Annotated in this window: 19 protein-coding genes; 7 read left to right on the top strand and 12 right to left on the bottom strand. The window is 71.1% G+C overall.

Annotation, left to right across the window (positions count from 1 at the left end; translation table 11 throughout):
• Nucleotides 1-40: 40 nt before the first annotated feature.
• From moaA to ACFSNB_RS01525, 6 genes are all read right to left on the bottom strand, one after another.
• Entirely contained in the window at nt 41-988 is a 948-nt protein-coding gene (gene moaA / locus ACFSNB_RS01550; protein WP_377313828.1) for a GTP 3',8-cyclase MoaA, read from the bottom strand.
• On the bottom strand, nt 982-1,821 hold the full coding sequence (gene fdhD, locus ACFSNB_RS01545; RefSeq protein WP_377313826.1) for a formate dehydrogenase accessory sulfurtransferase FdhD: 840 nt from the start codon (nt 1,819-1,821) through the stop codon (nt 982-984). The genes moaA and fdhD overlap by 7 nt, the downstream gene beginning before the upstream one ends.
• A 25-nt stretch (nt 1,822-1,846) precedes the next feature.
• Nucleotides 1,847-3,493, bottom strand: coding sequence for an OFA family MFS transporter (locus ACFSNB_RS01540; protein WP_377313824.1), 1,647 nt, complete (start codon nt 3,491-3,493; stop codon nt 1,847-1,849).
• A gap of 120 nt (nt 3,494-3,613) precedes the next feature.
• Complete coding sequence (fdhF, locus tag ACFSNB_RS01535) at nt 3,614-6,385, bottom strand: formate dehydrogenase subunit alpha (RefSeq protein ID WP_377313822.1); 2,772 nt, start codon at nt 6,383-6,385, stop codon at nt 3,614-3,616.
• Complete coding sequence (locus ACFSNB_RS01530; RefSeq protein WP_377313820.1) at nt 6,382-7,932, bottom strand: formate dehydrogenase beta subunit; 1,551 nt, start codon at nt 7,930-7,932, stop codon at nt 6,382-6,384. The genes fdhF and ACFSNB_RS01530 overlap by 4 nt, the downstream gene beginning before the upstream one ends.
• On the bottom strand, nt 7,929-8,384 hold the full coding sequence (locus ACFSNB_RS01525; RefSeq protein WP_377313818.1) for a formate dehydrogenase subunit gamma: 456 nt from the start codon (nt 8,382-8,384) through the stop codon (nt 7,929-7,931). Before ACFSNB_RS01525 ends, ACFSNB_RS01530 begins: the two co-directional genes overlap by 4 nt.
• A 432-nt stretch (nt 8,385-8,816) precedes the next feature.
• Here ACFSNB_RS01525 and ACFSNB_RS01520 point away from each other — a divergent pair, with 432 nt between their 5' ends.
• Nucleotides 8,817-10,499, top strand: a complete 1,683-nt coding sequence (locus tag ACFSNB_RS01520) for a methyl-accepting chemotaxis protein (RefSeq protein WP_377313816.1) — start codon at nt 8,817-8,819, stop codon at nt 10,497-10,499.
• Nucleotides 10,500-10,626: 127 nt separating this feature from the next.
• Nucleotides 10,627-12,120, top strand: coding sequence for a sensor domain-containing diguanylate cyclase (locus ACFSNB_RS01515; protein WP_377313814.1), 1,494 nt, complete (start codon nt 10,627-10,629; stop codon nt 12,118-12,120).
• 43 nt (nt 12,121-12,163) lie between these two features.
• On the opposite strand, the gene ACFSNB_RS01510 is transcribed toward ACFSNB_RS01515, so the two are convergent.
• Together ACFSNB_RS01510 and mog are read right to left on the bottom strand one after the other, a co-directional pair.
• Nucleotides 12,164-13,843 carry a putative bifunctional diguanylate cyclase/phosphodiesterase gene (locus tag ACFSNB_RS01510; protein ID WP_377313812.1) on the bottom strand — a complete coding sequence of 560 codons (1,680 nt, stop codon included), beginning with the start codon at nt 13,841-13,843 and terminating at the stop codon, nt 12,164-12,166.
• A 191-nt stretch (nt 13,844-14,034) separates the two neighbouring features.
• Entirely contained in the window at nt 14,035-14,556 is a 522-nt protein-coding gene (mog, locus tag ACFSNB_RS01505; RefSeq protein WP_377313811.1) for a molybdopterin adenylyltransferase, read from the bottom strand.
• A gap of 75 nt (nt 14,557-14,631) precedes the next feature.
• On the opposite strand from mog, the gene ACFSNB_RS01500 reads away from it, so the two are divergent.
• Genes ACFSNB_RS01500 through ACFSNB_RS01490 form a run of 3 tightly spaced genes read left to right on the top strand, consistent with a single transcriptional unit; the run spans nt 14,632 to nt 16,548 of the window.
• Nucleotides 14,632-15,852 carry a molybdopterin molybdotransferase MoeA gene (locus ACFSNB_RS01500; RefSeq protein ID WP_377313809.1) on the top strand — a complete coding sequence of 407 codons (1,221 nt, stop codon included), beginning with the start codon at nt 14,632-14,634 and terminating at the stop codon, nt 15,850-15,852.
• On the top strand, nt 15,849-16,100 hold the full coding sequence (locus tag ACFSNB_RS01495) for a MoaD/ThiS family protein (protein ID WP_377313807.1): 252 nt from the start codon (nt 15,849-15,851) through the stop codon (nt 16,098-16,100). Before ACFSNB_RS01500 ends, ACFSNB_RS01495 begins: the two co-directional genes overlap by 4 nt.
• A gap of 4 nt (nt 16,101-16,104) precedes the next feature.
• Complete coding sequence (locus tag ACFSNB_RS01490; protein WP_377313805.1) at nt 16,105-16,548, top strand: molybdenum cofactor biosynthesis protein MoaE; 444 nt, start codon at nt 16,105-16,107, stop codon at nt 16,546-16,548.
• A gap of 174 nt (nt 16,549-16,722) precedes the next feature.
• Here the strand turns inward: ACFSNB_RS01490 and ACFSNB_RS01485 are convergent, their stop codons facing one another.
• From ACFSNB_RS01485 to ACFSNB_RS01470, 4 genes are all read right to left on the bottom strand, one after another.
• On the bottom strand, nt 16,723-17,208 hold the full coding sequence (locus tag ACFSNB_RS01485) for a thermonuclease family protein (protein ID WP_377313803.1): 486 nt from the start codon (nt 17,206-17,208) through the stop codon (nt 16,723-16,725).
• The gene (locus ACFSNB_RS01480) at nt 17,205-19,412 is read right to left on the bottom strand and encodes a hypothetical protein (protein ID WP_377313801.1); all 2,208 of its coding nucleotides are present in this window, start codon (nt 19,410-19,412) and stop codon (nt 17,205-17,207) included. Before ACFSNB_RS01480 ends, ACFSNB_RS01485 begins: the two co-directional genes overlap by 4 nt.
• A 26-nt stretch (nt 19,413-19,438) precedes the next feature.
• Complete coding sequence (locus ACFSNB_RS01475; protein ID WP_377313799.1) at nt 19,439-20,518, bottom strand: hypothetical protein; 1,080 nt, start codon at nt 20,516-20,518, stop codon at nt 19,439-19,441.
• Between the two features lie 76 nt (nt 20,519-20,594).
• The gene (locus ACFSNB_RS01470; protein WP_377313797.1) at nt 20,595-22,403 is read right to left on the bottom strand and encodes a tetratricopeptide repeat protein; all 1,809 of its coding nucleotides are present in this window, start codon (nt 22,401-22,403) and stop codon (nt 20,595-20,597) included.
• Nucleotides 22,404-22,748: 345 nt separating this feature from the next.
• Here ACFSNB_RS01470 and ACFSNB_RS01465 point away from each other — a divergent pair, with 345 nt between their 5' ends.
• On the top strand, nt 22,749-23,861 hold the full coding sequence (locus ACFSNB_RS01465) for a hydrogenase small subunit (RefSeq protein ID WP_377313795.1): 1,113 nt from the start codon (nt 22,749-22,751) through the stop codon (nt 23,859-23,861).
• A 15-nt stretch (nt 23,862-23,876) separates the two neighbouring features.
• Nucleotides 23,877-25,667, top strand: a complete 1,791-nt coding sequence (locus ACFSNB_RS01460; protein WP_377313793.1) for a nickel-dependent hydrogenase large subunit — start codon at nt 23,877-23,879, stop codon at nt 25,665-25,667.
• Nucleotides 25,668-25,721: the final 54 nt, after the last annotated feature.

The following is a 25,721-nucleotide window of genomic DNA, read 5'->3' as shown; positions in this document are numbered from 1 at the left end:
CCCCCGGCCCCTGGCGGGTGCGGGCAGAGCCCGCGAACCATCAGCCGCCGGTCAGGTTGAGGGCGCGGCGCGATCCCGGCCAGCCCGGCGCGGCGGCCGGCTTGGCGGCGATCGCGGCGCGGATCGTCGCGGTCAGGTCGCCGCCCTCGCGCAAGGCCGGGCGCAGATCGATCGAAGACTCGGCGGCAAGACAGGGGAACAGCGCCCCGGTGGCGGTCAGCCGCAGCCGGTTGCAGCCGGCGCAGAAACCATGGCTGATCGGGGCGATGAAGCCGAGCCGGCCGCCGGTTTCGGCCACCGTGACATAGCGGGCCGGGCCGGCGGAACGGAACGGATCGGGGCGCAGGGTCCAGCGTTGCTCCAGCGATCGGCGCAGCTCGGCCAACGGCACCGGGGCGAGGCCGGGGCCGCCGAACGGCATCGGCTCGATCACCGCCAGATCGCAGCCATGACCGCCGCACCACGCCAGCAGGGAATCGATCTCGGTCTCGATCAGGCCGCGCAGGGCCAAGGCGTTGACCCGCACCGCCAGCCCGGCGGCGCGGGCGGCGGCGATCCCCTCCAGCACCGGCGCGACCCGGCCGCCGCCGGTGACGCGGCGGTAGGAGTCGGGCGACAGCGCGTCGAGCGAAACATTGATCCGCCCCACCCCGGCCGCCGCCAGCGCCGCCGCATGCTCCGCCAGCCGGGTGCCGTTGGTGGTCAGGGTCAGTTCGTCGAGCCCGCCGCCGCGATGGGCCGCCAGCCGCCCGGCCAGCCCGACCAGACCGCGCCGCAGCAGCGGCTCGCCCCCGGTCAGGCGCAGACGGCGGATGCCGAGGCCGATCAGGGCGGCGGCGGCCCGCTCGATCTCCTCCAGGCTGAGGATCTGCGCGCGCGGCACGAACCGCACCGCGCCGCCCAGGCAATAGACGCAGCGCAGGTCGCAGCGGTCGGTGACCGACAGACGGAGATAGGAAATCGGCCGCCCGGCCGGGTCGATCAGCATCCCTCCCCCCGCCGCCCGAACCGGGTCACCCCGCCGTCACGCCCCAGCACCGCCAGGTCGAGCCCGGCCGCCGCCGCCATCGTCGCGGCGAGACCGGTCGGGGCCGACAGGGTCGCGAGCAGGCCGATGCCCACCCGCGCCGCCTTGCGCACCAGTTCGACCCCGCAGCGGCTCGACAGCAGGGCGAACCCGTCCTCGAGGCGCAGGCCCTGGCGGCGGGCGGCGCCGATCAGTTTGTCGAGGGCGTTGTGGCGGCCGACATCCTCGCGCGCCAGCAGGATCGTCCCGGCCGGATCGCACCACGCCGCGCCATGGACCGAATGGGTCCGCGCCCGCAGCGGCTGATGCGCGGCGAAGCCGGCCCCGGCGCGGCGGATCGCCTCGGCCGTCACCGCCGGGGCCACCACCGCCGGCAGCGGCCGTTGCACGGCGGCGAGGTCGTCGATCCCGCACAGGCCGCAGGCCGAACTGCCCTCCACCCCCCGGCGGCGGCCGAGCAAAGCGGCGGCACGGGCGGCGGGGATGGTCATCTCCACCCCCAGCCCCTGGTCGAGCCGCCGCACCACGAGATCGTCGATCTCGTCCAAGGCGGCCACCACCCCCTCGCTCAGGCTGAAGCCGAGGGCGAAATCCTCGAGGTCGGCCGGGCTGGCCAGCATCACCGCGAAGCTGCGGCGGTTGTAGACCAGCGCCACCGGCGCCTCCTCGGGCAGCAGCCACGCCACCGGTTCGGGCGGCGCGCCGGGCCGGTGGCACCGCCCGGCGGCCGTCACCCCGCCGAGGCGCGGTCCGGCCTCGGCGGCGGCGGGATCGGGATCGGCGGGGACGGTCATCGGCGGGCTCCACGCGGACGGGGGATCAGCGGAACAGCAGCACCGCCTTCTGGGCGGTCATCCACACCCCCCAGCCGATCGGGATCCACACCGCCGCCCAGGCCAGCGCCACCTTCCACGACTGGCCGACCTCCTGGCGCAGCGCGGCGACATCGGCGACGAAATGCTGGTGGGTGTCGTCGGCGCCCTTCTTCTCCTCGGCCAGTTCCTCCGGGCTCATGTGATGCTTCTTCGCCACCGAGGTGATCAGGGCGTTGCAGCCCAGCCCGAGCGCCAGCAGCCCGGCCAGCACGTACATCGTCACCGAATAGGCCTCGGCCCGGGGCACGCCGTGGTCGAGCTGGTATTCGCGGATGTAATTGACCAGCACCGGCCCCAGCACCCCGGCGGTGGCCCAGGCGGTCAGCACCCGTCCATGGATCGCCCCCACCATCCGGGTGCCGAACATGTCGGCGAGATAGGCCGGCACCGCCGCGAAGCCGCCGCCATACATCGACAGCACCACGCAGAAGATGGCGACGAACAGAGCGAGATGGCCGGTTCCGGCCGCCCACGGCACCGAGGCGTACAGCACCAGCCCGAGCAGGAAGAAGATGGCGTAGGTCGCCTTGCGCCCGATCCGGTCGGACAGCGAGGCCCAGAAGAAGCGGCCGCCGATGTTGAACAGCGACAGCAGCCCGGTAAAGCCGGCGGCCACCGCCGCGATCTGGCCCTTCTGCGCCGGCGACAGCTCGCCGAAGCCGAGATCGAGCCCGATCAGCCGGCCGCCGAACACTTCCTGCAACAGCGGCGAAGCCATGCCGAGGATGCCGATGCCGGCGGTGACGTTGAGGCACAGCACCGCCCACACCAGCCAGAATTGCGGGGTGCGCCACGCCACGTCGAGATGAACGTGCCCCTGGGTGATCATCGCATTGTCGGCGGCGGCGGGCGGAACCCAGCCCTCGGGCCGCCAGTTGGCGGCGGGGACGCGGTAGCCGAAGGCGCCGGCCATCATGAACACGAAATAGACCACCGCCAGGGTGACGAAGGTTTCCCACACCCCGACCGAGGTCGGGGTGGCGTAGAATTTCATCAGCTGGTCGGCCAGCGGCGCCCCGATCATCGCCCCGCCGCCGAAGCCCATGATCGCCATCCCGGTGGCCATGCCGCGCCGGTCGGGGAACCATTTGATCAGGGTCGAGACCGGCGAAATGTAGCCGAGCCCGAGCCCGACCCCGCCGATCACCCCCGAACCCAGCCACAGCAGCCAGATCTGGTGGAGGTAGACCCCGAGCGCCGAGATCAGCAGCCCGCCGCACCAGCAGCAGGCCGCCACCACCCCGGTCCGGCGCGGCCCGACCCGTTCGACCCAGCCGCCCCACAGCGCCGCCGAGGTGCCGAGGAAGACGAAGAACAGGGTGTACATCCAGCCGAGCGTCGAGATCTTCCAGTCGCAGCCGGTGGCGAACAGCTCGTCGAGCAGACCGTATTCGCGCGGGCAGGCCACCGCCTGGGTGATCCCGACCGCATGCGACAGCGGCAGCCAGAACACCGAGAAGCCATAGGCCATGCCGATGCAGAGATGGACCGCCAGCGCGGCCGGCGGCACCAGCCAGCGATGGTAGCCGGGCGGGGCGATGGTGCGTTCGCGCGCCAGCAAGCCGGGCGCCGTCGGGGACAGGTGAATCATGGTGGGGGGGATCCTCCCTGAACGGGGTCGTTGCGGGCGGCCGGTCGCCGCCACTCCCCGGGCGATCCGCCCGGGGAGCGGCTTGTACGCCTTTCCCTCCGCCCGATGCGACCGAAAAGCTCAACCTGGGGGCGGAAAGTTCGCGCGGCTGACCTCGACCGCCGTCACCTTGTATTCGGGGCAGCCGGTGGCCCAGTCGGCGCGGTCGGTGGTCACCACGTTGGCGCCGCCGACCGGATGATGGAAGGTGGTGTGGACCACCCCGGGCGGCACCCGGTCGCCGAGCCGCGCCCTCAGGGTGGTGCTGCCGATCCGGCTGGCCAGGGTGACGAGCTCGCCGTCGGCGATGCCGCGCGCGGCGGCGTCGTCGGGATGGATCTCGAGCACGTCCTCGCCATGCCAGACGAGATTGTCGGTGCGGCGGGTCTGGGCGCCGACATTGTACTGGGCCAGGACCCGCCCGGTGGTCAGGATCAGCGGATAGAAGCGCGAGGCCTGCTCGGCGGTCGGTTCGAACGGGGTGGGGACGAAGCGCCCCTTGCCCCGGACGAAGCCTTCGACATGCAGGATCGGGGTGCCGTCGGGGGCGGCATCGTTGCAGGGCCATTGCAGGCTGCCGGCGCGGTCGAGCCGGGCGAAGCTGACCCCGGCGAAGCTCGGGGTCAGACGGGCGATCTCGTCAAGGATCGCCGCGCCGTCGTCCCAGCCCATCGGGAAGCCGAGCGCGGTGGCAAGGTCGGCGGCGATCCGCCATTCATGCCGGCCGGTGCGCGGCGCCAGCGCCGGGCGGACCCGGTTGATCCGCCGCTCGGCGTTGGTGAAGGTGCCGTCCTTTTCCAGGAACGAGGTGCCGGGCAGGAAGACGTGGGCGTAGGCGGCGGTCTCGCCGAGGAACAGGTCCTGCACCACCAGCAGGTCGAGCGCCTCCAGCGCGGCGACGACGTGGCGGGTGTTGGGATCGCTCTGGGCGAGGTCCTCACCATGGACGAACAGCGCCTTGAAGCGGCCTTCCACCGCCGCGTCGAGCATCTGCGGCAGGCGCAGCCCGGGTTCGGGATCGAGTGTCCGCCCCCACGCCGCCTCGAACAAAGCCCGCACCGCCGGATCGGCGACGTCACGATAGCCGGGCAGCTCGTTGGGGAACGAGCCCATGTCGCACGAGCCCTGGACGTTGTTCTGGCCGCGCAGCGGATTGACCCCGACTCCCGGCCGGCCGATATTGCCGGTGGCCATCGCCAGATGGGCGATCGCCATCACCGCGGTCGAGCCCTGGGAATGCTCGGTCACGCCCAGGCCGTAATAGATCGCGGCATTGCCGGCGGTGGCGTAGAGCCGCGCCGCCGCCCGCACCTCGGCGGCGGCGACCCCGGTGATCTCGGCCACCGCCTCGGGCGATTGGGCCGGATCGGCGACGAATTCCTCCCAGGCGGCGAAGGACTCGAGGTCGCAGCGGGCGGCGACGAAGGCGCGATCGACCAGCCCCTCGGTGACGATGACATGGGCCAGGGCGTTGAGCATCGCCACGTTGCTGCCGGGGCGCAATTGCAGATGCAGCCGGGCGCGGGCATGGGGCGCGCCGACCAGATCGATCCGGCGCGGATCGATCACCACCAGGGTCGCCCCCTGACGCACCCGCCGCTTCAGCCGGGCACCGAACACCGGGTGGCCGTCGGTGGGATTGGCCCCGATCACCAGGATCAGGTCGGCCTGATCGACGCTCTGGAAATCCTGGGTGCCGGCCGAGGTGCCGAACGCCTGCCGCAGGCCGTAGCCGGTGGGGGCGTGGCAGACCCGGGCGCAGGTGTCGATGTTGTTGGTGCCGAACCCGCCGCGGATCAGCTTCTGCACCGCGTAGATTTCCTCGTTGGTGCAGCGCGACGAGGTGACGCCGCCGACCGCGCGCGGGCCATGGTCGGCCAGGATCCGGCGGAAGCGCTCGGCGGCGAAGGCGATCGCCTCGTCCCAGCCGACCGCGCGCCACGGATCGGTGCGGCGCTCGCGGATCATCGGGGTGGTGACGCGGTCGCGGTGGCGGGTCCAGCCCCAGGCGAAACGGCCCTTGACGCAGGCATGGCCCTGGTTGGCCCCGCCGGTGGCGACCGGCACCATCCGCACCACCTGCGCACCCTGCATCTCGGCGCGCAGGCTGCACCCCACCCCGCAATAGGCGCAGGTGGTCTCGACCGCATGGGTCGGCTGGCCGTGGGCGACCACGCTGGTCTCGATCAGGGCGGCGGTCGGGCAGGCCTGGACGCAGGCGCCGCAGGCGACGCATTCCGAACCGACGAAATCCTCGGCCGCCCCCGGCCGGATCCGCGACGCAAAGCCGCGCCCGACGATGGTCAGGGCGAAATTGCCCTGGATCTCGGCGCAGGCGCGGACGCAGCGGGCGCAGACCACGCAGCGGGCCGGGTCGTAGACGAAATAGGGGGTGGCGGCCTCGGCCGGGGCGGCGCGATGGGTCGCCCCCCCGGCGGGATAGCGGACCTTGCGCAGCCCAACCTTCCCCGCCACCGCCTGCAAGTCGCAGGCGCCGTTGGCGGCGCAAGTCAGGCAGTCGGCGGGATGGTCGGACAGATACAGCTCGACGATCCCGCGCCGGATCTTCGCCAGCCGGGGGGTGTCGGTGGTCACCACCATTCCGTCTTCGACCGGGGTGGTGCAGGCGGCCGGGGTGCCGCGCCGGCCGGCGATCTCGACGATGCACAGCCGGCACGAGCCATGGGCGGCCAGCGATGCGGTGGCGCACAGGCGGGGAATCTCGATCCCGATCGTCGCGGCGGCGCGCAGGATCGAGGTGCCGGCCGGCACCCGCGCCGGCTGGCCGTCGATGGTCAGGCCGACCGGCGCCGTCCCCTCCACCGCCGGGGTGCCGAGATCGCGCCCGCTCATGCCGGCCGCTCCCGGCCGAAATCCTCGGGGAAGTGGCGCAGCGCGCTGCGGACCGGCAGCGGGGCCAGCCCGCCCATCGCGCACAGCGAGGCCTCGCTCATCACCTCACACAGATCCTCCAGCAAGGCGAAATCCGCGTCCCCGCCTTGGCCGGCGGCGATGCGGTCGAGCAGTTCGAGCCCGCGTTGCGACCCAATCCGGCAGGGGGTGCATTTGCCGCAGGATTCGTCGGCGCAGAACCGCATCGCGAAGCGGGCCATCCGCTCCATCCGCACCGTGTCGTCGAACACCACGATGCCGCCATGGCCGAGCATCGCCCCGGCGGCGGCGACGGTCTCGTAATCGGCGGCGAGGTCGAGCCCGTCGGCGGGCAGATAGGCCCCGAGCGGCCCGCCGACCTGGATCGCCCGCAGCGGCCGGCCCGAGGCGGTACCGCCGCCGAAGCGGTAGACCAGATCGTGGAACGACACCCCGAACGCCAGTTCGACCAGCCCGCCCTGGCGGATGTTGCCGGCGAGCTGGAACGGCTGGGTGCCGTGCGAGCGGCCGGCGCCGAAATCGCGGTAATAGGCGGCGCCGCGCGCCAGCACCACCGGCACCGAGGTCAGGGTCAGGACGTTGTTGATCACCGTCGGCCGGCCGAACAGGCCGCTGATCGCCGGCAGCGGCGGCTTGGCCCGCACCGTGCCGCGCTTGCCCTCGAGGCTTTCCAGCATCGCGGTTTCCTCGCCGCAGACATAGGAGCCCGCCCCCACCCGCAGATCGAGATGGAACGCCCGGCCCGAGCCGTGGATGTCCTCGCCCAGCCAGTCCTGGCGATAGGCCAGCCGGATCGCCTCGGCCAGGGTGGCGGCGGCGTGGGGATATTCCGAGCGCAGATAGACGTAGCCCTGGCGCGCCCCCACCGCCAGCGCGGCGATGGTCATCCCCTCGATCAGCAGGAACGGGTCGCCCTCGATGATCATCCGGTCGGCGAAGGCGCCGCTGTCGCCCTCGTCGGCATTGCAGCAGACGAATTTCTCCTCGGCGGTCGCCGCCAGCACGGTGCCCCACTTGATCCCGGTGGGAAAACCGGCGCCGCCCCGCCCGCGCAGGCCGGAGGCGGTGACTTCGGCGACGATCTCGGCCGCGCTCATCCCCAGCGCGCGCGACAGGCCGGCGAAGCCGCCATGGGCCTGGTAATCCTCGACCGACAGCGGGTCGATCACCCCGCAGCGGGCGAAGGTCAGCCGCTCCTGATGCTTGAGATAGAGGATCTCCTCGGTCGGGCCGTGGCCGAGCGGGTGGGCGCCACCGTCGAGGAAGCCGGCCTCGAACAGCGCCGGCACCGCCTCGGGGCCGACCGGACCATAGGCGACCCGGCCGGCCGGGGTGGCGACCTCGACCAGCGGCTCCAGCCACAGCAGGCCCCGGCTGCCGTTGCGCACCAGCCGCACCGGCCGGTGGCGCGCCGCCGCCTCGGCCTCGATCGCCGCCGCCACCCGGTCGGCCCCGACCGACAAAGCGGCGGCGTCACGCGGGACATAGACCGTGACCGGCCGGCTCATCCGATCGCCTCGGCCAGCCCGGCGCCATCGAGCCGGCCATGCAGTTCGTCATCGATCAGCGCCGCCGGGCCAAGGGCGCAATTGCCCAGGCAATAGACCGGTTCGAGCGTCACCGCGCCATCGGCGCTGGTCTCGCCCAGGCCGATCCCCAGCCGCTCGCGCAGCCCGGCCAGCAGCGCCTCGGCGCCGCGGGCCTGACAGGCCTCGGCGACGCACAGCCGCACGACATGGCGGCCGGGCCGGGTGCGGCGGAACTCGTGATAGAAGGCGATCACCCCATGCACCTCGGCCTGGGACAGGCCGAAGGCCTCGGCCAGCAGCGGCGTCGCCGCGCTGTCGATATAGCCGAAATCGCGTTGCAGCGCGTGCAGCGCCGGCAGCAGGCCGCCCCGCACCGGGCGGTGATCCTCGATCAGCGCGCGGGCGCGCGCCGCATCCCAGGCGGCGGTCATCGGACGTGTCACTCCCCGGTCTTTTCTCGGACCCGCCCTGGACGGCCGTGGTCCGGTTGTTTTGGTTGGGGTCAACCATGCGGTCCGGCGCCGCCCGGTTCAATCAAAAACAGCGCGGGACGGCGCCAGGACCCGCGCGGCGCGGGGATCCGCCCGCCCCGCGCGAAGATCATTCCGTATGAATTATACGCAGGGTAGGAACACTAAAACTTGATAAGTCCACCCTGAACGGCAAGAATAAATTGCCGGCTTTTTTAACCTCGCCCCGATTTCGGCAAGGTTGGGATCGTGACGGAATTGTGACATGGCGCCCATGCGAGGGCTCCTATACCCTTTGCACTGGAATGCCCTAACATAGGGTTTATGCCGTATCCCTCTCCCCCCGCGCGCCGCCGCTCCCCCCGGCTCCAGCCCCGCAGCGAGACCACCGACATGCCCCTGCCCCGTATGACGATTTCGCTCCGCCTCGCCCTGGTCATCCTGCTCAACACCGTGCTGACCGGGCTGTCGGTCGGCGCGGCGACGCTGTGGATCCTCAGTCGCGACGCCGAACGCCAGGCCTACGAGGCGATCGACCGCAACATGCGGGTGGCGTGGCGCGAGCTGACCCGAACCGGCGGCGCCGTCGAGGTCCAGGGCGACCGCCTGCTGGCCGGCGGCGTGGTGCTCAACGGCAACGAGGCCATCGTCGATGCGGTCAGCGCCCAGGTCGGCGGCACCGCGACGATCTTCCGCGGCGACACCCGGATCGCCACCAACGTCAAGGCCGCCGACGGCAGCCGCGCCGTCGGCACCAAACTGGCCCGCAACGCCGCCTATGCGGCGGTGCTGCAACGCGGCGAATCGTTCCGGGGCTTCGTCGACATCCTCGGCGTGCCGTTCATCACCGGCTACGACCCGATCCGCGGCCCCGACGGCACGGTGGTCGGCATCCTGTTCGTCGGCAGCCCGACCGCCCAGTTCTTCGCCGCCACCGAGGCGGTCAAACGCTGGACGCTGGGGGCCGGACTGGTGGCCGGCGGACTCGGACTGGCGATCGGGCTGCTGGTGGCGCGCGCCTCGATCCTGCGGCCGCTGCGCGGGATCACCTCGGCGATGACCCGGATCGCCGCGGGCGAGATCGGGATCGCCCTGCCTTCGCTCGACCGCCAGGACGACATCGGCGACATCGCCCGCACCATCGAGGTGTTCCGCAGCCATGTGGTCGACAATGAGCGGCTGCGGGGCGAGCAGGCCGAGATCGACCGTCAGGCCGAACGGCGCCGCCGCGACGAGATGGAAGCGCTGGCCCGCGAGATGGAACAGCGGGTGCAGGGCTCGATCGCCGCGATCGGCGGGCTGGCCAGCAACCTGCACCGCCTCGCCGACGAGCTGACCGCCACCGCCGAACGCACCGGCCAGCAGGGGGTGACCCTCGCCGCCGCCAGCGAGACCGCCAGCCGCAACGTCGAGACCGTCTCCGCCGCCGGCCAGGAACTGAGCTGTTCGATCCAGGAAATCTCGGGTCAGGTCGCCCGCTCGACCGAGGTCGCCCGCGGCGCGGTGAGCGAGGCGGCGGCCACCAACCACACCGTCGAGGGCCTGTCCGCCACCGCCAGCCATATCGGCGACATCGTGGCGATGATCTCGGGCATCGCCGCCCAGACCAACCTGCTCGCCCTCAACGCCACGATCGAAAGCGCGCGGGCGGGCGAGGCCGGCAAGGGCTTCGCCGTGGTCGCGCACGAGGTCAAGGCGCTGGCCGGCCAGACCGCCAACGCCACCCAGGACATCTCGCGCCAGGTCGCCGCCGTCCAGGACGTCACCCGGCAGGCGGTCGAGGCGATCCACGCCATCGCCGCCACCATCGACCGGATCGACAGCTTCTCGACCGCGATCGCCGGGGCGGTCGAGGAACAGAGCGCGGTCACCGCCGACATCGCCCGCAACGTCGCCGCCGCCAGCGCGGGGGTGCGCGCCGTCTCCACCGCCGTGACCGAGGTCACCCTGGCCGCCGGCGAAACCGGCCGGATGGCCCGCGACGTGCTCGACGCCTCCGCCACCCTGACCAGCGAATCCCGCCGGCTGGAAGAGGAGGTCGAGCGATTCCTCGCCGAGATCCGCTCCCGCGCCTGAGCCGTCTTTGGCCGGATCCGGCGGCGACGATTTGCCGAGGGCCGCCCTTGCACCTATCCTTTAGGTTGATATATCGTCGGGAAATAACTAGCCAAATTCGATAAGGTGGCCTGCGGGAAAGGTTTCCATGGGTGCCCCGGTCAAGTTCCCCCTTCCTCCCCGCCGGGCCGGCGCGCGCCCGGCTTCGTTCGCGCCGCTCCTGACCACGCTGGCCTTCGGCCTCAGTTGGTATCTGCTGTGGAACCTCGCCCTGGTGATGGGCGCCTCGGGCCAGGCCAGCCTGTGGTACCCGCCGGCGGCGTTCAGCGTCGCCCTGTTCCTGCGCTTCCGCCTCGGCGCGCTGCCGATGGTCGCCCTCGGCTGCGGCCTGACCAGCCTGCAAGGGGCGCTGCTGGAGCAGACCGCCGATCCGAGAGCGGGGCTGGTGTGGCTCGGCTTCACCCTGATCCACACCCTGGTCTATGGCGGTTTCGCCGAGCTGATCCGACGCCACCGGCGCAACGCGCGGGGACGGCGCGGGGCCGACATGCCGGCCGAAACCCACGCGATGCTGTTCGCCCCGCTGTTCTGCGCCGCCCAGACCGGGCTCGGCCTCGCCAATCTGTGGCTGTTCACCGACCTCGGCCCCGACCAGCTGATCGCCCTGGCCCCGATCCGCTTCTGCGGCGACCTCGTCGCGGTGGTGACCCTGACCTTCCCGCTCTATTACCTGATGCGGATCCCGCTCGCCCGCTTCAGCCTCGGGCTCGGCACCCCCGCTTTGCCCTATCTGGCCGGGACCACCCTGCTGTTCGCGACGATGACCTGGCTCAGCCATGTCAGCCAGGGGCGGATCCCGCTGTCGATGGTCGCCTATGTCCAGTTGCTGCCGCTGCTGCTGGCCTCGGGCCGGCTCGACTTCCTCCGGCTGTCGTTCCTGGTCGCGTGGTCGGAACTGATCTTCGTGCTGGAGGCCTGGGCGATCGGCATCCCGGAAAACGCCATCGACTATCAGGGCGCGATGCTGGCGATCGCCTCGCTGACCTATTTCGGCGGGATGATCGCCAGCCTGCGCGGCGAGCGCAATCATCTGCGGCGGCTGGCCGGGACCGATCCGCTGACCGGCCTGCACAACCGCCGCGCCGCGACCGAGCTGATCGAAATCGAGCGGACCCGCTCCCGCCGCCGCGACAGCCCGATCACCCTGGCCCTGCTCGACATCGACCATTTCAAGCGGATCAACGACGAATTCGGCCATGACGAGGGCGACCACGCCCTGACCCTGGTGGCGGCGGCCCTGCGCGGCACCCTGCGCGGCGGCGACATCGTCGCCCGCTGGGGCGGCGAGGAATTCCTGATCTGTTTTCCCGACACCGGCCTGTCCCAGGCGCTCGACGTCTGCGAGCGTTGCCGCCGCGCCATCGCCGCCCACCCGATCGGCGCGGCAAGCGGGCAGCCGCGCCGGATCACCGCCAGCTTCGGGGTGGTCGATCTGCCGCCGTGGGAACCGGTCGGCGGCGCGATCGGCCGGGCCGACCGCCTGCTGTATCAGGCCAAGCTGCGGGGGCGCGACCGGATCGAGACCCAGACGCTGGAGCCGCTGACCCCGCTGGCGACGGCGTCGGCCCCGCCCGGGCCGTGAGCGGACGGCCCGCCGGCGGGCTCCGAGCGGACCGCGATCCGCTTTAGTCGGCCGGACCGGCCATCAGGGCCTCCAGCGCGGCGCGGTCGAGCGGCTGGCTGGCGAGATAGCCCTGGAAATGGTCGCAATTGTGGCTGCGCAGGAAGGCGAGCTGGCCGTCGGTCTCGACCCCCTTGCCGACGATCGGGATCCCCAGCGAATTGGCCATCGCGATCATCGCCCGCATCAGCAGCCCGTCCTCGCGGTCGATCCGCTGGTGACGCAGGAAGATGCGGTCGATCCGCAGCGAGCGCACCGGAAAGCGTTTCAGCAGGCGCAGCGAGGTGTAGCCCGAGCCGAAATCGTCGATCGCCAGACTGACGCCGAAGCGGGCGATGGTTTCGAGCGATTGCAGCACCGTCGGCGAACCGTCGCGCAGGACGGATTCGGCGATCTCCATCTCCAGCAGATGCGGCGGCAGATGGCGGGCCTGCATCCGTTCGAAGGCGCGGACGAAGGTGTCGGGCGCGCGCAGCTGGCGCAGCGACAGATTGACCGCGATCTGGCAGGGCGGCAGGCCGCGATCGCGCCAATCGGCCAGGGCGTCGATCAGCTCGCCCAGCATCCATTCGCCGATGGCGACGATCAGGCCGGAACTCTCGGCCACCTCGATGAAGGCCTCGGCCCCGATCAGGCCGCGCTCGGGGTGGTCCCAGCGCAGCAGCGCCTCGGCCGCCACCAGCCGGCGGTCGCGGATGTCGAAGATCGGCATGAAGCGCAGGCGGAGCCGGTTCTGCTCCAGCGCGGCGCGCAGGCCCCATTCCAGCTCCAGCCGCCGCGCCGCCCGCTCGTTCATCTCGGCGGTGAAGAAGCGCAGGGTGTTGGCCCCCGCCTCCTTGGCCTTGTACATCGCCATGTCGGCATTGCGGACCAGCACGGCGGCATCGGTGCCGTCCTCGGGGATCAGGGTGATGCCGATGCTGGCCGAGATGAACACCGCCCGGCCCCGGATCGAGAAATCGGCCGCCAGCGCGTCGAGGATCTTGCGGGCGATCGCCTCGACGTCGAACCCGGAATGGATGTCGGTCAGGATCAGGATGAACTCGTCGCCGCCGATGCGGGCGACGGTGTCCGACTGGCGCAGGGCGGCGCGCAGGCGCTGCGCCACCTGACGCAGCAATTCGTCGCCGGCATCGTGGCCGAGGGTGTCGTTGACCGGCTTGAAGCGGTCGAGGTCGATATGCAGCAGCGCCGCCCGCGCCCCGCCGCGCTGGCACAGCGCGGCGACCGTCTGCAACCGGTCGAACAGGGATTGCCGGTTAAGCAGCCGGGTCAGCGGGTCATGGGTGGCGAGATATTCCAGCCGGGCGATGTCGGGCGGCTTTTCCGCCCCACCGGTCGAGATGCAGAGCAGGCAGCCGTCGCCCGCCCCGCCCCCGGCGTCGATCACCTGCACCGTCAGCAGCACCGGCGCGCCGGCCTCGTCCTCGCCCATCAGCGTGCCGACCCGCCGCGACGGCGCGACCCGACCGGCGCCGCCGCCTTCCTCCACCGCATCGCGCGGCCAGGACAGCGCCAGCCGCCGCCCGACCATCGCCTCGGGCAGGGCGCCGAACAGCGCGGCCGCCGCCAGATTGGCGTAGCGCACGGTCATGGTCGCATCGAGGATCAGAATCGCGGCCTGGGCGGATTCGACCATGTCCTGGAGAAGGAAATTCGTCTCGACCAGCGCCGCGTGGCTCATGCCGTCCCGCTCCCCATCCCGCTGCCGCGATGATAGCAAAACACCTTTTCCGGGTTAAGCGCCGACCGAGCGGGCCGGTTAGGAATATATCGCCCCCATTGCGAAAGGTTTGGGCGAACGGACGGAGCGGCGGCGCCCCCCGCAGGGGACGGAAAGAACGCAGCCGCCCTCCCCGCCGATCCGGTGTCGCTTCAGTCGGGACGATAGGCCCGACACTGGGCGGGGTCGGTGTCCAGCCGGCCCGCCCCGATCAGGTCGAGGCAATCGGGGATCGCCGGCATCACCGCGCCCAGGCAATCGGCGATCGCCGCCGGCTTGCCCGGCAGATTGACGATCAGGCTGCGGCCCCGGATCCCGGCGGTCTGGCGCGACAGGATCGCGGTGGGGACCACGCGCAGACTCTCGCGCCGCATCAGCTCGCCGAAGCCCGGCAGCAGCCGGTCGCACACCGCGACGGTGGCCTCGGGGGTGACGTCGCGCGGGGCCGGACCGGTGCCGCCGGTGGTGATGATCAGCCCGCAGCCCTCGCCATCGGCCAGATCGCGCAGCACCGCCTCGATCCGCACCCGCTCGTCGGCCACCAGCCGGGTGACCGGCCGCCAGGGCGACACCACCACCCGGCGCAGCCAGGCCGCCACCGCCGGGCCGCCCGCGTCGGGATAAAGGCCGGCGGCGGCGCGGTCGGAAACGGTGACGATGCCGATCGAAAGCATGGCGGCTCCTGGGGCGGTGAACGGACCCCGCTTTGCACGTTGGCGTTGCCGGGGCTTGCCGATACTATCCGCTGCATGGCTCCGTCTGACCAGTCCCCCGCCGCCCCGCTGCGGCTCGATGCCGCCCTCGCCCTGCTGCACCGCGACCTCGCGGCGGTGGCGGAGGCCGAAAACGTCGCCACCGCCCAGGCCGGGGGCCGGGTGCTGGCCGCCGCCCCGGTGGCGGCGGTGACGGTGCCGCCGGCCGATTGCGCCGCGATGGACGGCTGGGCGGTGCGCGCCGCCGATCTCGGCCCCGATCCGCTGCCGGTGGGGGGGCGGATCGCCGCCGGCCACCCGCTGGCCGCCCCGGTGCGGCCCGGCCACGCCTACCGCATCTTCACCGGCGCCCCGCTGCCGGCCGGGCTCGACACGGTGGTCGTTCAGGAGGAGGCGGAGGAACGCCCCGGGGCGGTGGTCCTGCCGCCGTCGCCTCCCGGCGCCAACGTCCGCCGCGCCGGCGAATCGGTGGCGCCGGGCGACCGCCCGCTGGCCGCCGGCCGGCGGCTGGGGCCGGCCGAACTCGGCGTCGCCGCCGCGCTGGGCCTGACCGAGCTGCCGGTGCGGCGCCGGCTGCGGGTGGCGCTGGCCTCGACCGGCGACGAGCTGCACGATCCCGGCCCGGCGCTGCCGCCGGGCGGGCTGTACGACGCCAACCGGCCGCTGCTGCGCGCCCTGCTCGCGGGCTGGGGCGCCGAGATCGCGGATCTCGGCATCATCCCCGACCGGCCGGACCGGCTGGCGGCGCGACTGGCCGAGGCGGCGGCGGGATGCGACCTGATCGTCACCTCGGGCGGCGCCTCGGTCGGGGCCGAGGACCATCTGCGCGGGGTGGTGGCCCGCCTTGGCGCGGTGCGCTTCTGGCGGCTGGCGATCAAGCCGGGCAAGCCGGTGCTGTTCGGCCGGATCGGCGCCACCCCGCTGCTGGGCCTGCCGGGCAATCCGGTGTCGGTGCTGGTCGGGATGGCGCTGGTCGGCCGGCCGGTGCTGGCCCGGCTCGGCGGCGAGGACCTACCGCCGCCACGCCGCTTTGCCGTGCCGGCCGCCTTCGCCCTGCGCAAGGGGGCGGGCCGGCGCGAATTCCCCCGCGCCCGCCTCACCGCCGACGGAACGGCGAGTCTGGTGCCGAACGACAGTTCCGGGGCGCTGACCGCCGTCACCGCCGCCGACGGCCTGCTCGATCTGGCCGAGGAGCGGACCGAGATCCGCCCCGGCGACCCGGTCCCGTTCCTGACCTTCGCCGAGCTGCTGCGATGACCATCCTCTATTTTTCCTGGGTGCGGACCCGGATCGGCCTCGACCGGGAGACGGCGGCCCCGCCGCCCGACCTCGCCACCCTCGGCCAGGTGCGCCAATGGCTGGCCGGGCTCGGCCCCGGCCACGCCGCCGCGCTGGCCCCCGATTTGCCGGTGCGCGGCGCGGTCAATCAGGAGCTGGCCACCCCCGACCATCCGATCCGGCCGGGTGACGAGATCGCCTTCTTCCCGCTGTTCAGCGGGGGCTGAGACGATGATCCGGATCCAGCCCGAGCCGTTCGACCCGGGCGCCGAACTGACCCGGCTCGCCGCCGGCCAGAGCCAGGCCGGCGCGCTGGCCAGCTTCGTCGGGCTGGTGCGCGACGAAGGCGGCCGGCTGATCGCGCTGACGCTGGAACATTATCCCGGCATGGCCGAACGCCGTCTGGCCGCGATCGCGGCCGAGGCCCGCCACCGCTGGCGCCTGGACGCGGTGACGATCCTGCACCGGGTCGGGCGGATGCGGCCGGGCGAGGCGATCGTGCTGGTGGCCGTGCTGGCCCCCCACCGCGCCGAGGCCTTCGCCGCCTGCGAGTTCGTGATCGACCGGCTGAAGACCGGGGCGCCGTTCTGGAAATACGAGGAACGCAGCGACGGCGCCGGCTGGGTCGAAACCACCGCCGGGGATGCCGAACGCACCCAACGCTGGGAAGCGTAATTCCGTGGGCTCCGCCCACCCCCGCCAAGGGCCGCAAGGCCCTTGGAACCCCTTGATGGTCGGGCGCGGAGCGGCCTGTCAGCTTGGGCGCGGGCGTTGGCCGCGCGAAGGACAGGGAAAGGGTTCCAAGGGCCTTCGGCCCTTGGCGGGTGCGGGCGGAGCCCGCGCATGGTCTTAACCGTGGGAATGCGCCCGCCGCCATTCCTCCGGCGGATCGCATTCGCCCCGCCAGATCCCGCGCCCGGCGGTCCGCGCCGCCTGCTCCGCCTCGACATAGCGGTCGGAATAGCGCCGGTAGGCCACCGCCCAGCCGGCGGCGACGATCGCCCGGTTGAGGTCGCGCCGGCCGAGATGGCAGGTGGCGACGCGGCGGTGATAATGGCCGTCCTCGTCCTCGACCACGCAGCGGACCGGCTTGCCCTCGGCCCGGGCACGCAGCCAGAAGGCGGCGGCGCGGCCGGCGGCCCACTCCGCCCCGTCGCGGTGGCAGACCTGGCTCCATTCCGGCGCGTCGATGCCGAACAGCCGGATCGGCTGGCCGTCCACCTCCAGGCTGTCGCCATCGACGACATGGGCCGGGCCGGAGATCTCCGCCGCCCCGGCCGCGCCGGTCAGGAGCAGCGCCGCCGCGAGGACGGCGCCGAGACGGCGAGCGGTCACCAGCCGCCCGAGGTGAAGTAGAGGTCCCATTCCTGGCGGAACTGGGCCGGCTGTTCCGACCACCAGCGCGCCGGGCGGCTGAACTGCTCGGGGCTGACCGCGCCGGGCGGCGGTTCCTCGCCGGCGAAGGCGTAATGCGAGGCGTAGCGGGTGCGGAACGCCACCGTCGCCTCGCGGCTGTGGGCGCGCGGCAGCCGCGAGCTTTGCACCGCCTGCCAGAAGATGCGGTCGCACAGCGGCGAAAGCTGGTTGGGCATCATCCCCCACAGCGCGGTCAGCCGGAAGGCCCGCCGGGTGAGGAAGAAGCAGGAGGTATCGACGAAGGTCACCCCGTCATTCTCGAGGTCGCAATAGAGGATCGAGCCGTCCGGCCGGTGCATGGTGCGGTTGGAGGTGCAGATCGACACCCCCTTCGAGCGGTGCAGTTCGAGCATCCGTTCGAGATGGTCGGAGCGGAACCAGTTGTCGGCGTCGAGATAGGCGATCGCGTCGAAATTCTGGGCGATCGCCGACATCGAGCCGATCGCGCGCGGGGTGTTGCCGTTGTTGGCGTGGGCGCGCGACAGCACCAGATGCTCGACCCCGCCCCAGCCGTCCACCACCGTGTTGGGGAAGCCGTCGGCGACCATGAAATGGGTGCAGGGAACGCTCTGGGCGGTGACGCTGTCATGGCACTCGGCCAGGATCTCGCTCGCCTCCTTGTAATAGGGCGTCACCACCGCGATGCGAAAGGGCGGCGCGGTCTGCACCGCCGGGGCGGCGGGCTCGGGGGCCGGGGCCGGGACCGCCGCCGGATCGGGCTTGGGCAGCGGCGCGAACGGGGCGAGGACGAACTGGACCTTGCGCGGGGCGTAATTGGCCTTCAGCGCGAACAGGTCGCCGCCGCCGACCAGGGCCGAGGCGCGGAAATTGAACAGATCGACCGCGAATTCCGGCCGGGTCGGCCGGTTGCGCAGCGAATAGAAGCAGCCGGGATTGAACACCTGGGTCTGCACCATCGCCACCAGATCCTCGGTGGCGACATGGCCGTGCAGCATCAGCACCCAGTCGCGGGTGCCGGCGGCGCTCTTCAGCGCGGCGAACAGCTCCTCGCCGCTCTTGTCGGCGCAGGGCAGCACCGCGATCCCCAGCTCGCCGGCCAGGGCATGGTGCTCGGGATTGTCGCTGAGGAGGACATGGACGCCGAAGGCGGCCTGATTGGCCTCGATCAGCGCCCGCAGCGCGGCGACCGGCAGGGCGTCATCGACGTCGAGCACGGCGAAGATGTTCTTCGGCACCAGCATCTGCTGGGCGACGCCGATCCGCTGGTCGTTGGAGGCGAGGTAGGGCTGCTCGCCCTGGGTGACGGTGTAGTCGCCGGCGACATAGCGCACCGGGTCGAATTCCTCGACCTGGCCCTTGCGCAGCTTGGGGCTGTTGATGCCCTTCAGCTTCTCGACCCACACCGGCGAGGCGTCGTCGGTCTCGTCGTTGGCGTTGCGCTTCGGCACCGGCAGGCAGGCGCTGCACAATTCGCACCAATGGAGCTGGTCGGCGAAATCCTTGGGGGTGCGCTTCCACCAGCCCGGCTCGATCGGCCAGCCGCCGGGGCCGCCCAGGGTGGCGTCCATCGCCGCCGCCACCTCGCAGAAGAAGGCGCCCTTCGGGGTAATCGAGGCGCTCCAGTTGTTCTGCACCCAGCAATTGTCGCGCAGCCGGAACCAGTCCTCGTCGGGGATGCCCAGCTCGGCCCGTGTCGCCATCAGGGTGGTGTGTTCGCTCGGGCTGGAATGGTCGTTGATGCACTGGACCCCGAAGGTGTCCTGGATCAGCTCGAAATGTTCGCCGTACTTGCTCGACACCGAGGTCCACAGGCCGCGCTGGTTGTTGTAGCCGCGGTTGAAGTTGAAGGCGTTGTTGAGGATGTGGTCGAGGAAGTCCGGGGTCGGCGCATAGGCGGCGCGGGTCGGATCGTCATAGCCGACATGGTCGCGCAGATAGCCGACCAGCCGGGGAAAATCGGGATGGATGGTCGGCTCGCCGCCCATGATCCCCACCACGCCGCCGAACCCGGCCAACGAATCCACCGCCTGGCGGAAAGTGTCGAAATCCATGAAGAACGGCTTGGTATGGTGCCCGCAGAAGCGGGTGCAATTGCCGCAACGCTTGGTGCAGGCGTTGGTGATCTCGATCTGGATGACCTTCATGTCGGCCGGCGAACGCATGGTATCGTCTCCTGGGCGGCGGGGGTTCAGGACAAGGCGGGGGCGGCGGCCGGCTCCGCCGCGCGCGGGGTGAAACTCGCCCCGGCATCGAGATTGGATCTCTCCCGCGCCACCGCGCGGGCGTCCTCGGCATGGCCCAGCCGCGCGCACATCTCCTCCATGTAGCGCAGCGCGAGGCGGTCGCCCGGGGCGGCGTCGAGAATGCGGCCAAGCAGATCGACCGCGACCGCCCGCTTGCCTTCGCTTTCATAGCGCCCGGCCAGGGCGATCAGGCTGCCGACGGCGCGTTGACGGGCCGGGGCGACGTTGCCGCGCCGCGACGGCGCAGGGGTCGGCGCCGGCATCGCCGCCCAGTCGTAGCCGGCGCGGCGGAAGAATTCCTCGCGGGTCTTTTGCAGCACGTCGTCGGCATCGACGGTGTAGAACGAGGTCGCCTCGCCGGTGCCGGCGCCCTTGTAGCGCGAGGTCAGGGCGAAGAACACCATCCGGTCCTCGCAATTCCCCCGCGGGGTCGGCGGGTCGGACCAGCAGGGCAGCACGTCGAGGCATTTCAGCTTGTCGATCATCAGCGAGCTGGTGTCGACGAAGCCGCCGAAGCGTTTGGCATAGACCCCGGCATTGGGGCCGACCGATTCCCAGGTATCGACGCAGATCACCCCGTCGGTGCGCGGATCGACCATCCAGCGGCGCGAATAGGCCCAATCCACCCCGGTGATGGTCTTGCGCAGGCTGGACAGGTGGTTGGGGGCGAACCAGTTGTCGTCGTCGAGATAGGCGACGTGGCGGCTGTTGGCGAGGAAGCTCAGCGCCGCGCGCAGGCTGCCGCCATAGCCGCAGGCATGGACCCCGCCATTGCGCCGGGCGGTCGAATAGCCCGGATCGACGATGGTCAGGGTGACGTTGTCGGGGCAGCTTTCCATCAGCCCGGCCAGTTGCTCGGCCGGCCCGTGCACCGCGTCGATGCCGATCAGGATCTGGATCCGGCCGTCGAGGTCCTGGTCGAACACCGAATGCACCGCCCGGGTCAGGGTCTCGCGCAGCACGGTGGGAATCACCACCGCCACATCGCTCGGCTCCTGCCGGAATTGCTGCGCGAAAGCATTCATCCCCAATCCTCCTGGTCGGTCGTTAGCGGGCGGCGACAGCGGCGGCCGCGCCCCGCGCGCGGCGGCCGGAACATGATCAAGCCCGGCCTCCGCCGGCCAGGGCACGGTCGAGATCGGCGGCGACCCGATCGAGCACGGCCGGCCAGCCCTGATAAAGCGCCTGGCGGTAGAGCCGCAGCGACGGGTACCAGGGCGAATCCGGCCGGTCGAGCAGCCAGCGCCAGTCGGGATTGATCCCCGGCAGCAGCAGCCAGACCGGACGCCCCAGCGCGCCGGCGAGATGGACGACGCTGGTATCGACCGCGATCACCAGATCGCACAGCTCGCACAAAGCGGCGGTGTCGGAGAAATCGACCAGCTCGGCCCCGGGCGCGCGCACCCCGGGCAGGGAGGCCAGCCGCTCGGCATCGCCGGGGCGGAATTCCTTTTGCAGCACGATGAAATCGGCGTCGGCGGCGAACAGCCGGGCGAAGGCGTCGAGCGGAATGCTGCGGTGGCGGTCGTTGCGGTGCAGCCGACTGCCGCTCCAGGCGACGCCGATCCGGGGCCGGCGGGCCTCGCCCAGCCGCTGGCGCCAGCGCGCGACCCGGGCCGGGTCGGCGGTGAGATAGCGCGGCGCGGCCGGAATCGAGGCGAGATCGGTGCCGAAGGCCAGCGGCAGGCTCATCATCGGACAGTAATAATCGAACGGCGGCAGCGGATCGCCCTTGGCCACCACCCGATCGAGCCCGGGCAGCCCGCCGAGCAGGCCGCACAATTGCGGCTCGGCCTCCAGCACCACCCGCGCCCCCCGCGCCGCCAGCAGCGGCAGGTAGCGGCAGAACTGGAGCGTGTCGCCGAAGCCCTGCTCGACATGGACCAGGAGGGTGCGGCCGGCCGGGTCGCTCTGCCCCAGCCAGCAGGGCTGGTCGAAGGCGCGGGCGGAGCTCTGCCAGGTGGCCTTGCGCCGCCGCCATTCGTAATCGGCCCAGCCCCGGGCCAGCGCGCCGGTCTGGAGCAGGCACAGCCCGCGGTTCCAGTGGGCATCGACGAAATCGGGATCGAGGGCGATGGCGTGGTCGAAACTGGCCAGCGCCTCGTCGAAACGGCGGAATTCCTTGAGGATGTTGGCGCGGTTGGAATAGGGCGCCGGATAATCGGGCTTGATCGCGATCGCCTGATTGAAGCAATCGAGCGCCTCGTCGAGCCGGTCAAGCTCGGCCAGGATGTTGCCCCGGTTGGACAGGATCTTCTCGCCGCGCGGATTGAGCGCCAGCGCCCGGTCGTAGCTGGCCAGCGCGTCCTCCAGCCGGCCGAGCTGGCGCAGCACGTTGCCGCGATTGTAATAGGCCTCGGTCTTCAGCGGGTTGAGGGCGATGGCGCGGTCGTAGCAGGCCAGCGCCTCCCCGGGCCGCTCCAGTTCGGTCAGCACCACGCCGCGATTGTAATGGGCGTCGGCGTAATCGGGCTGGGCGGCGATCGCCCGGGCGTAGCTGTCGAGCGCCTCCTCGCGCCGGCCCATCTCGCGCAGCACGTTGCCCCGGTTGGAATGGGCCGAGGCCTCGCCCGGGGCCAGCGCCACCGCCCGGTCATACTGGGCGAGGGAATCCTCGAACTTGCCCATGTCCTTCAGCAGATTGCCGAAATTGTTGCGGGCGGCGGCATGGTCGGGCGACAGCGCCACCGCCGCGCGCAGATAGGATTCGGCCTCGCCCCGCCGCCCGGCCTGGGCCAGCGCGGCGCCGAGCAGATGCAGCGCGTCGAAATTGGTCGGCGCCGCCGTCAGCACCGCGCGATAGATCCACACCGCCTCGTCGAGCCGCCCGGCCTTGTGCAGGGTCAGCGCCTCGACCAGTCGCTGGTGGATCTGCGGGGAGGCGGGCTCGGCCGTCGCGTGATGTGTCATGTCCATTCCGTTTACCGACGCGGACCGAACACCCCGCTTCGCGCCCGGGGACTGCCGCGCGGGAGGAGGATAAGCAAACAGAGGTTAAGATCTTCTGGCCGCCCGGTAAAAAAACACCGCCGCCCGGGCGCGCCGCCGGCGCGGCAAGGGGCTTGCCAACGGTGGCAAACAACTTTGCAGGCGGCCGGGCCGGCCGGGGGACGGCCGAGCGGCCGGCGCGGCGGAAAACCGCCCGCGACGGGGGCGGAAGGGGAATGGCCCGGTTCTTGCTGATTGAACCGATGGCCATGCCGCGCCGTCGCCATGGACCGTCCGCTTTGAACCCGCCGGGGAGGGAAACGGCCGATGACCCCTCAGATCGAGACGTTCTATGATGTGGTCCGCCGCAAGGGGATCAGCCGCCGCAGCTTCGTGCGATTTTGCAGCCTGACCGCGGCCTCCCTGGGCCTCGGCCCGCTCGGCGCCGCCTCGGTGGCCGAGGCGCTGGAGACCAAGCCGCGCGTGCCGATCATCTGGATGCACGGGCTGGAATGCACCTGTTGCACCGAAAGCTTCATCCGCTCGGCCCATCCGCTGGCCAAGGATGTGCTGCTGTCGATGATCTCGCTCGATTACAACGACACGATCATGGCGGCGGCCGGCCATCAGGCCGAGGCGATCCTCCAGGAGACCCGCCAGACCTACAAGGGCCGCTACATCCTGGCGGTGGAGGGCAATCCGCCCCTCAACGAGGACGGGATGTTCTGCATCGACGGCGGCCGCCCGTTCGTCGAGCGCCTCCGGGAAATGGCCGCCGACGCCTCGGCGGTGATCGCCTGGGGCGCCTGCGCCTCGTGGGGCTGCGTCCAGGCCGCCAAGCCCAACCCGACCCACGCCGTGCCGATCGACGAGGTGATCCGGGGCAAGCCGATCATCAAGGTGCCGGGCTGTCCGCCGATCGCCGAGGTGATGACCGGGGTGGTGACCTTCGTCACCATGTTCGGCCGCCTGCCCGAGCTCGACATGCACGGCCGGCCGAAGATGTTCTATTCCCAGCGCATCCACGACAAATGCTATCGCCGGCCGCATTTCGACGCCGGCCAGTTCGTCGAATCCTGGGACGATGACGGCGCGCGCAAGGGCTACTGCCTCTACAAGATGGGCTGCAAGGGCCCGACCACCTACAACGCCTGTTCGACCACCCGCTGGAACGACGGGGTGTCGTTCCCGATCCAGTCCGGTCACGGCTGCATCGGCTGTTCCGAGGAAGGGTTCTGGGACAAGGGACCGTTCTACGACCGCCTGACCAACATCAACGCCTTCGGCATCGAGGCCAACGCCGACCAGATCGGTCTGGTCGCCGCCGGAGCGGTCACCGCCGGCATCGCCGCCCACGCCGCCGTCACGGCGGTGCAGCGGCTGACCAAGGGCGAGCCCAATCCGACCAAGGATCCCTCCCCGCCCACCTTCGGCAAGTAAGGAGAGCATCGAGTCATGCCCGTTCAGACTCCCAACGGCTTCACCCTCGACTCGTCCGGAACCCGGGTGGTGGTCGATCCGGTCACCCGCATCGAGGGGCATCTTCGCGTCGAGGTCAATGTCGACGAACACAACGTCATCCGCAACGCCGTCTCGACCGGGACGATGTGGCGCGGCATCGAGGTGATCCTCAAGGGGCGCGATCCGCGCGACGCCTGGGCCTTCACCGAACGGATCTGCGGCGTCTGCACCGGCACCCACGCGCTGACCTCGGTGCGCGCGGTCGAGAACGCGCTCGGGATCAAGATCCCCGACAACGCCAACATCATCCGCAACATCATGCAGCTGGCGTTGCAGGTGCATGACCATCTGGTCCATTTCTATCACCTGCACGCGCTCGACTGGGTTGACGTGGTGTCGGCGCTGAAGGCCGATCCCAAGGCGACCTCGGCGCTGGCCCAGGCGATCTCGCCCTGGCCGCTGTCCTCGCCCGGCTATTTCAAGGACCTCCAGGTCCGGCTGACCAAGTTCGTCGAATCCGGCCAGCTCGGGCCGTTCAAGAACGGCTATTGGGGTCACGCCGCCTACAAGCTGCCGCCCGAGGCCAACCTGATGGCGGTGGCGCATTACCTTGAGGCGCTCGATTTCCAGAAGGAAATCGTCAAGATCCACACCATCTACGGCGGCAAGAACCCGCACCCCAACTGGCTGGTCGGCGGCGTGCCCTGCGCCATCAACATCGAAGGCACCGGCGCGGTCGGCGCGATCAACATCGAACGGCTCAATCTGGTGTCGTCGGTGATCGACCGCACCATCGAGTTCGTCGAGCAGGTCTATCTGCCCGACGTCGCCGCGATCGCCAAATTCTACAAGGACTGGCTGTATGGCGGCGGGCTGTCGTCGCGGTCGGTGATGAGCTACGGCGACATCCCCGACCGCGCCAACGATTATTCCGACGCGAGCCTGTTGCTGCCGCGCGGGGTGATCCTCAACGGCAACCTCAAGGAAATCCATCCGATCGACCTGACCGCGCCCGATCAGGTGCAGGAGTTCGTCACCCATTCCTGGTACAAATACCCGGACGAGAGCGTCGGCCTGCATCCGTTCGACGGCGTGACCGAGCCGAACTTCCAGCCCGGCCCCCATTTCAAGGGCACCCGCACCAACATCGCGGCGCTCGACGAATCCGGCAAATATTCCTGGATCAAGTCGCCGCGCTGGAAGGGCAACGCGGTCGAGGTCGGACCGCTGGCGCGCTACATCATCGGCTACGCCCAGGGCAAGGCCGAGTTCAAGGAACCGGCCGACAAGCTGCTAACCGATCTCGGCCTGCCGCTGACCGCCCTGTTCTCGACGCTGGGCCGCACCGCCGCCCGCGCGCTCGAATGCCAGTGGGCCGCCGCCAAGCTGCGGACGTTCCAGGACCGGCTGCTCGGCAACATCAAGACCGGCCAGTTCGCCACCGCCAACACCGAGAAATGGTCGCCCGAGACCTGGCCGAAGGAGGCGCGCGGCGTCGGCTTCACCGAGGCCCCGCGCGGTGCGCTCGGCCACTGGATCAAGATCAAGGACGGCAAGATCGACAATTATCAGGCGGTGGTGCCGACCACCTGGAACGGCAGCCCGCGCGATCCCCAGGGCAATATCGGCGCGTTCGAGGCCTCGCTGCTCGACACCCCGGTCGCCGATCCGGCCCAGCCGCTCGAGATCATCCGCACCCTGCATTCGTTCGACCCCTGTCTGGCCTGTTCGACCCATGTGATCAGCCCGGAGGGACAGGAGATGGCCAAGGTCGCCGTGCGCTGACGCGCCGGCGGCCCCCCCCCCCCCCGCAACCCAGGCCCCTGCAACCCAGGACGG

This window comes from Phaeospirillum tilakii (assembly GCF_042683125.1).
Lineage (GTDB): Bacteria > Pseudomonadota > Alphaproteobacteria > Rhodospirillales > Magnetospirillaceae > Phaeospirillum > Phaeospirillum tilakii.
Note: the sequence above shows the minus strand (reverse complement) of the source record. Positions and strands in the feature narration are given on the sequence as shown.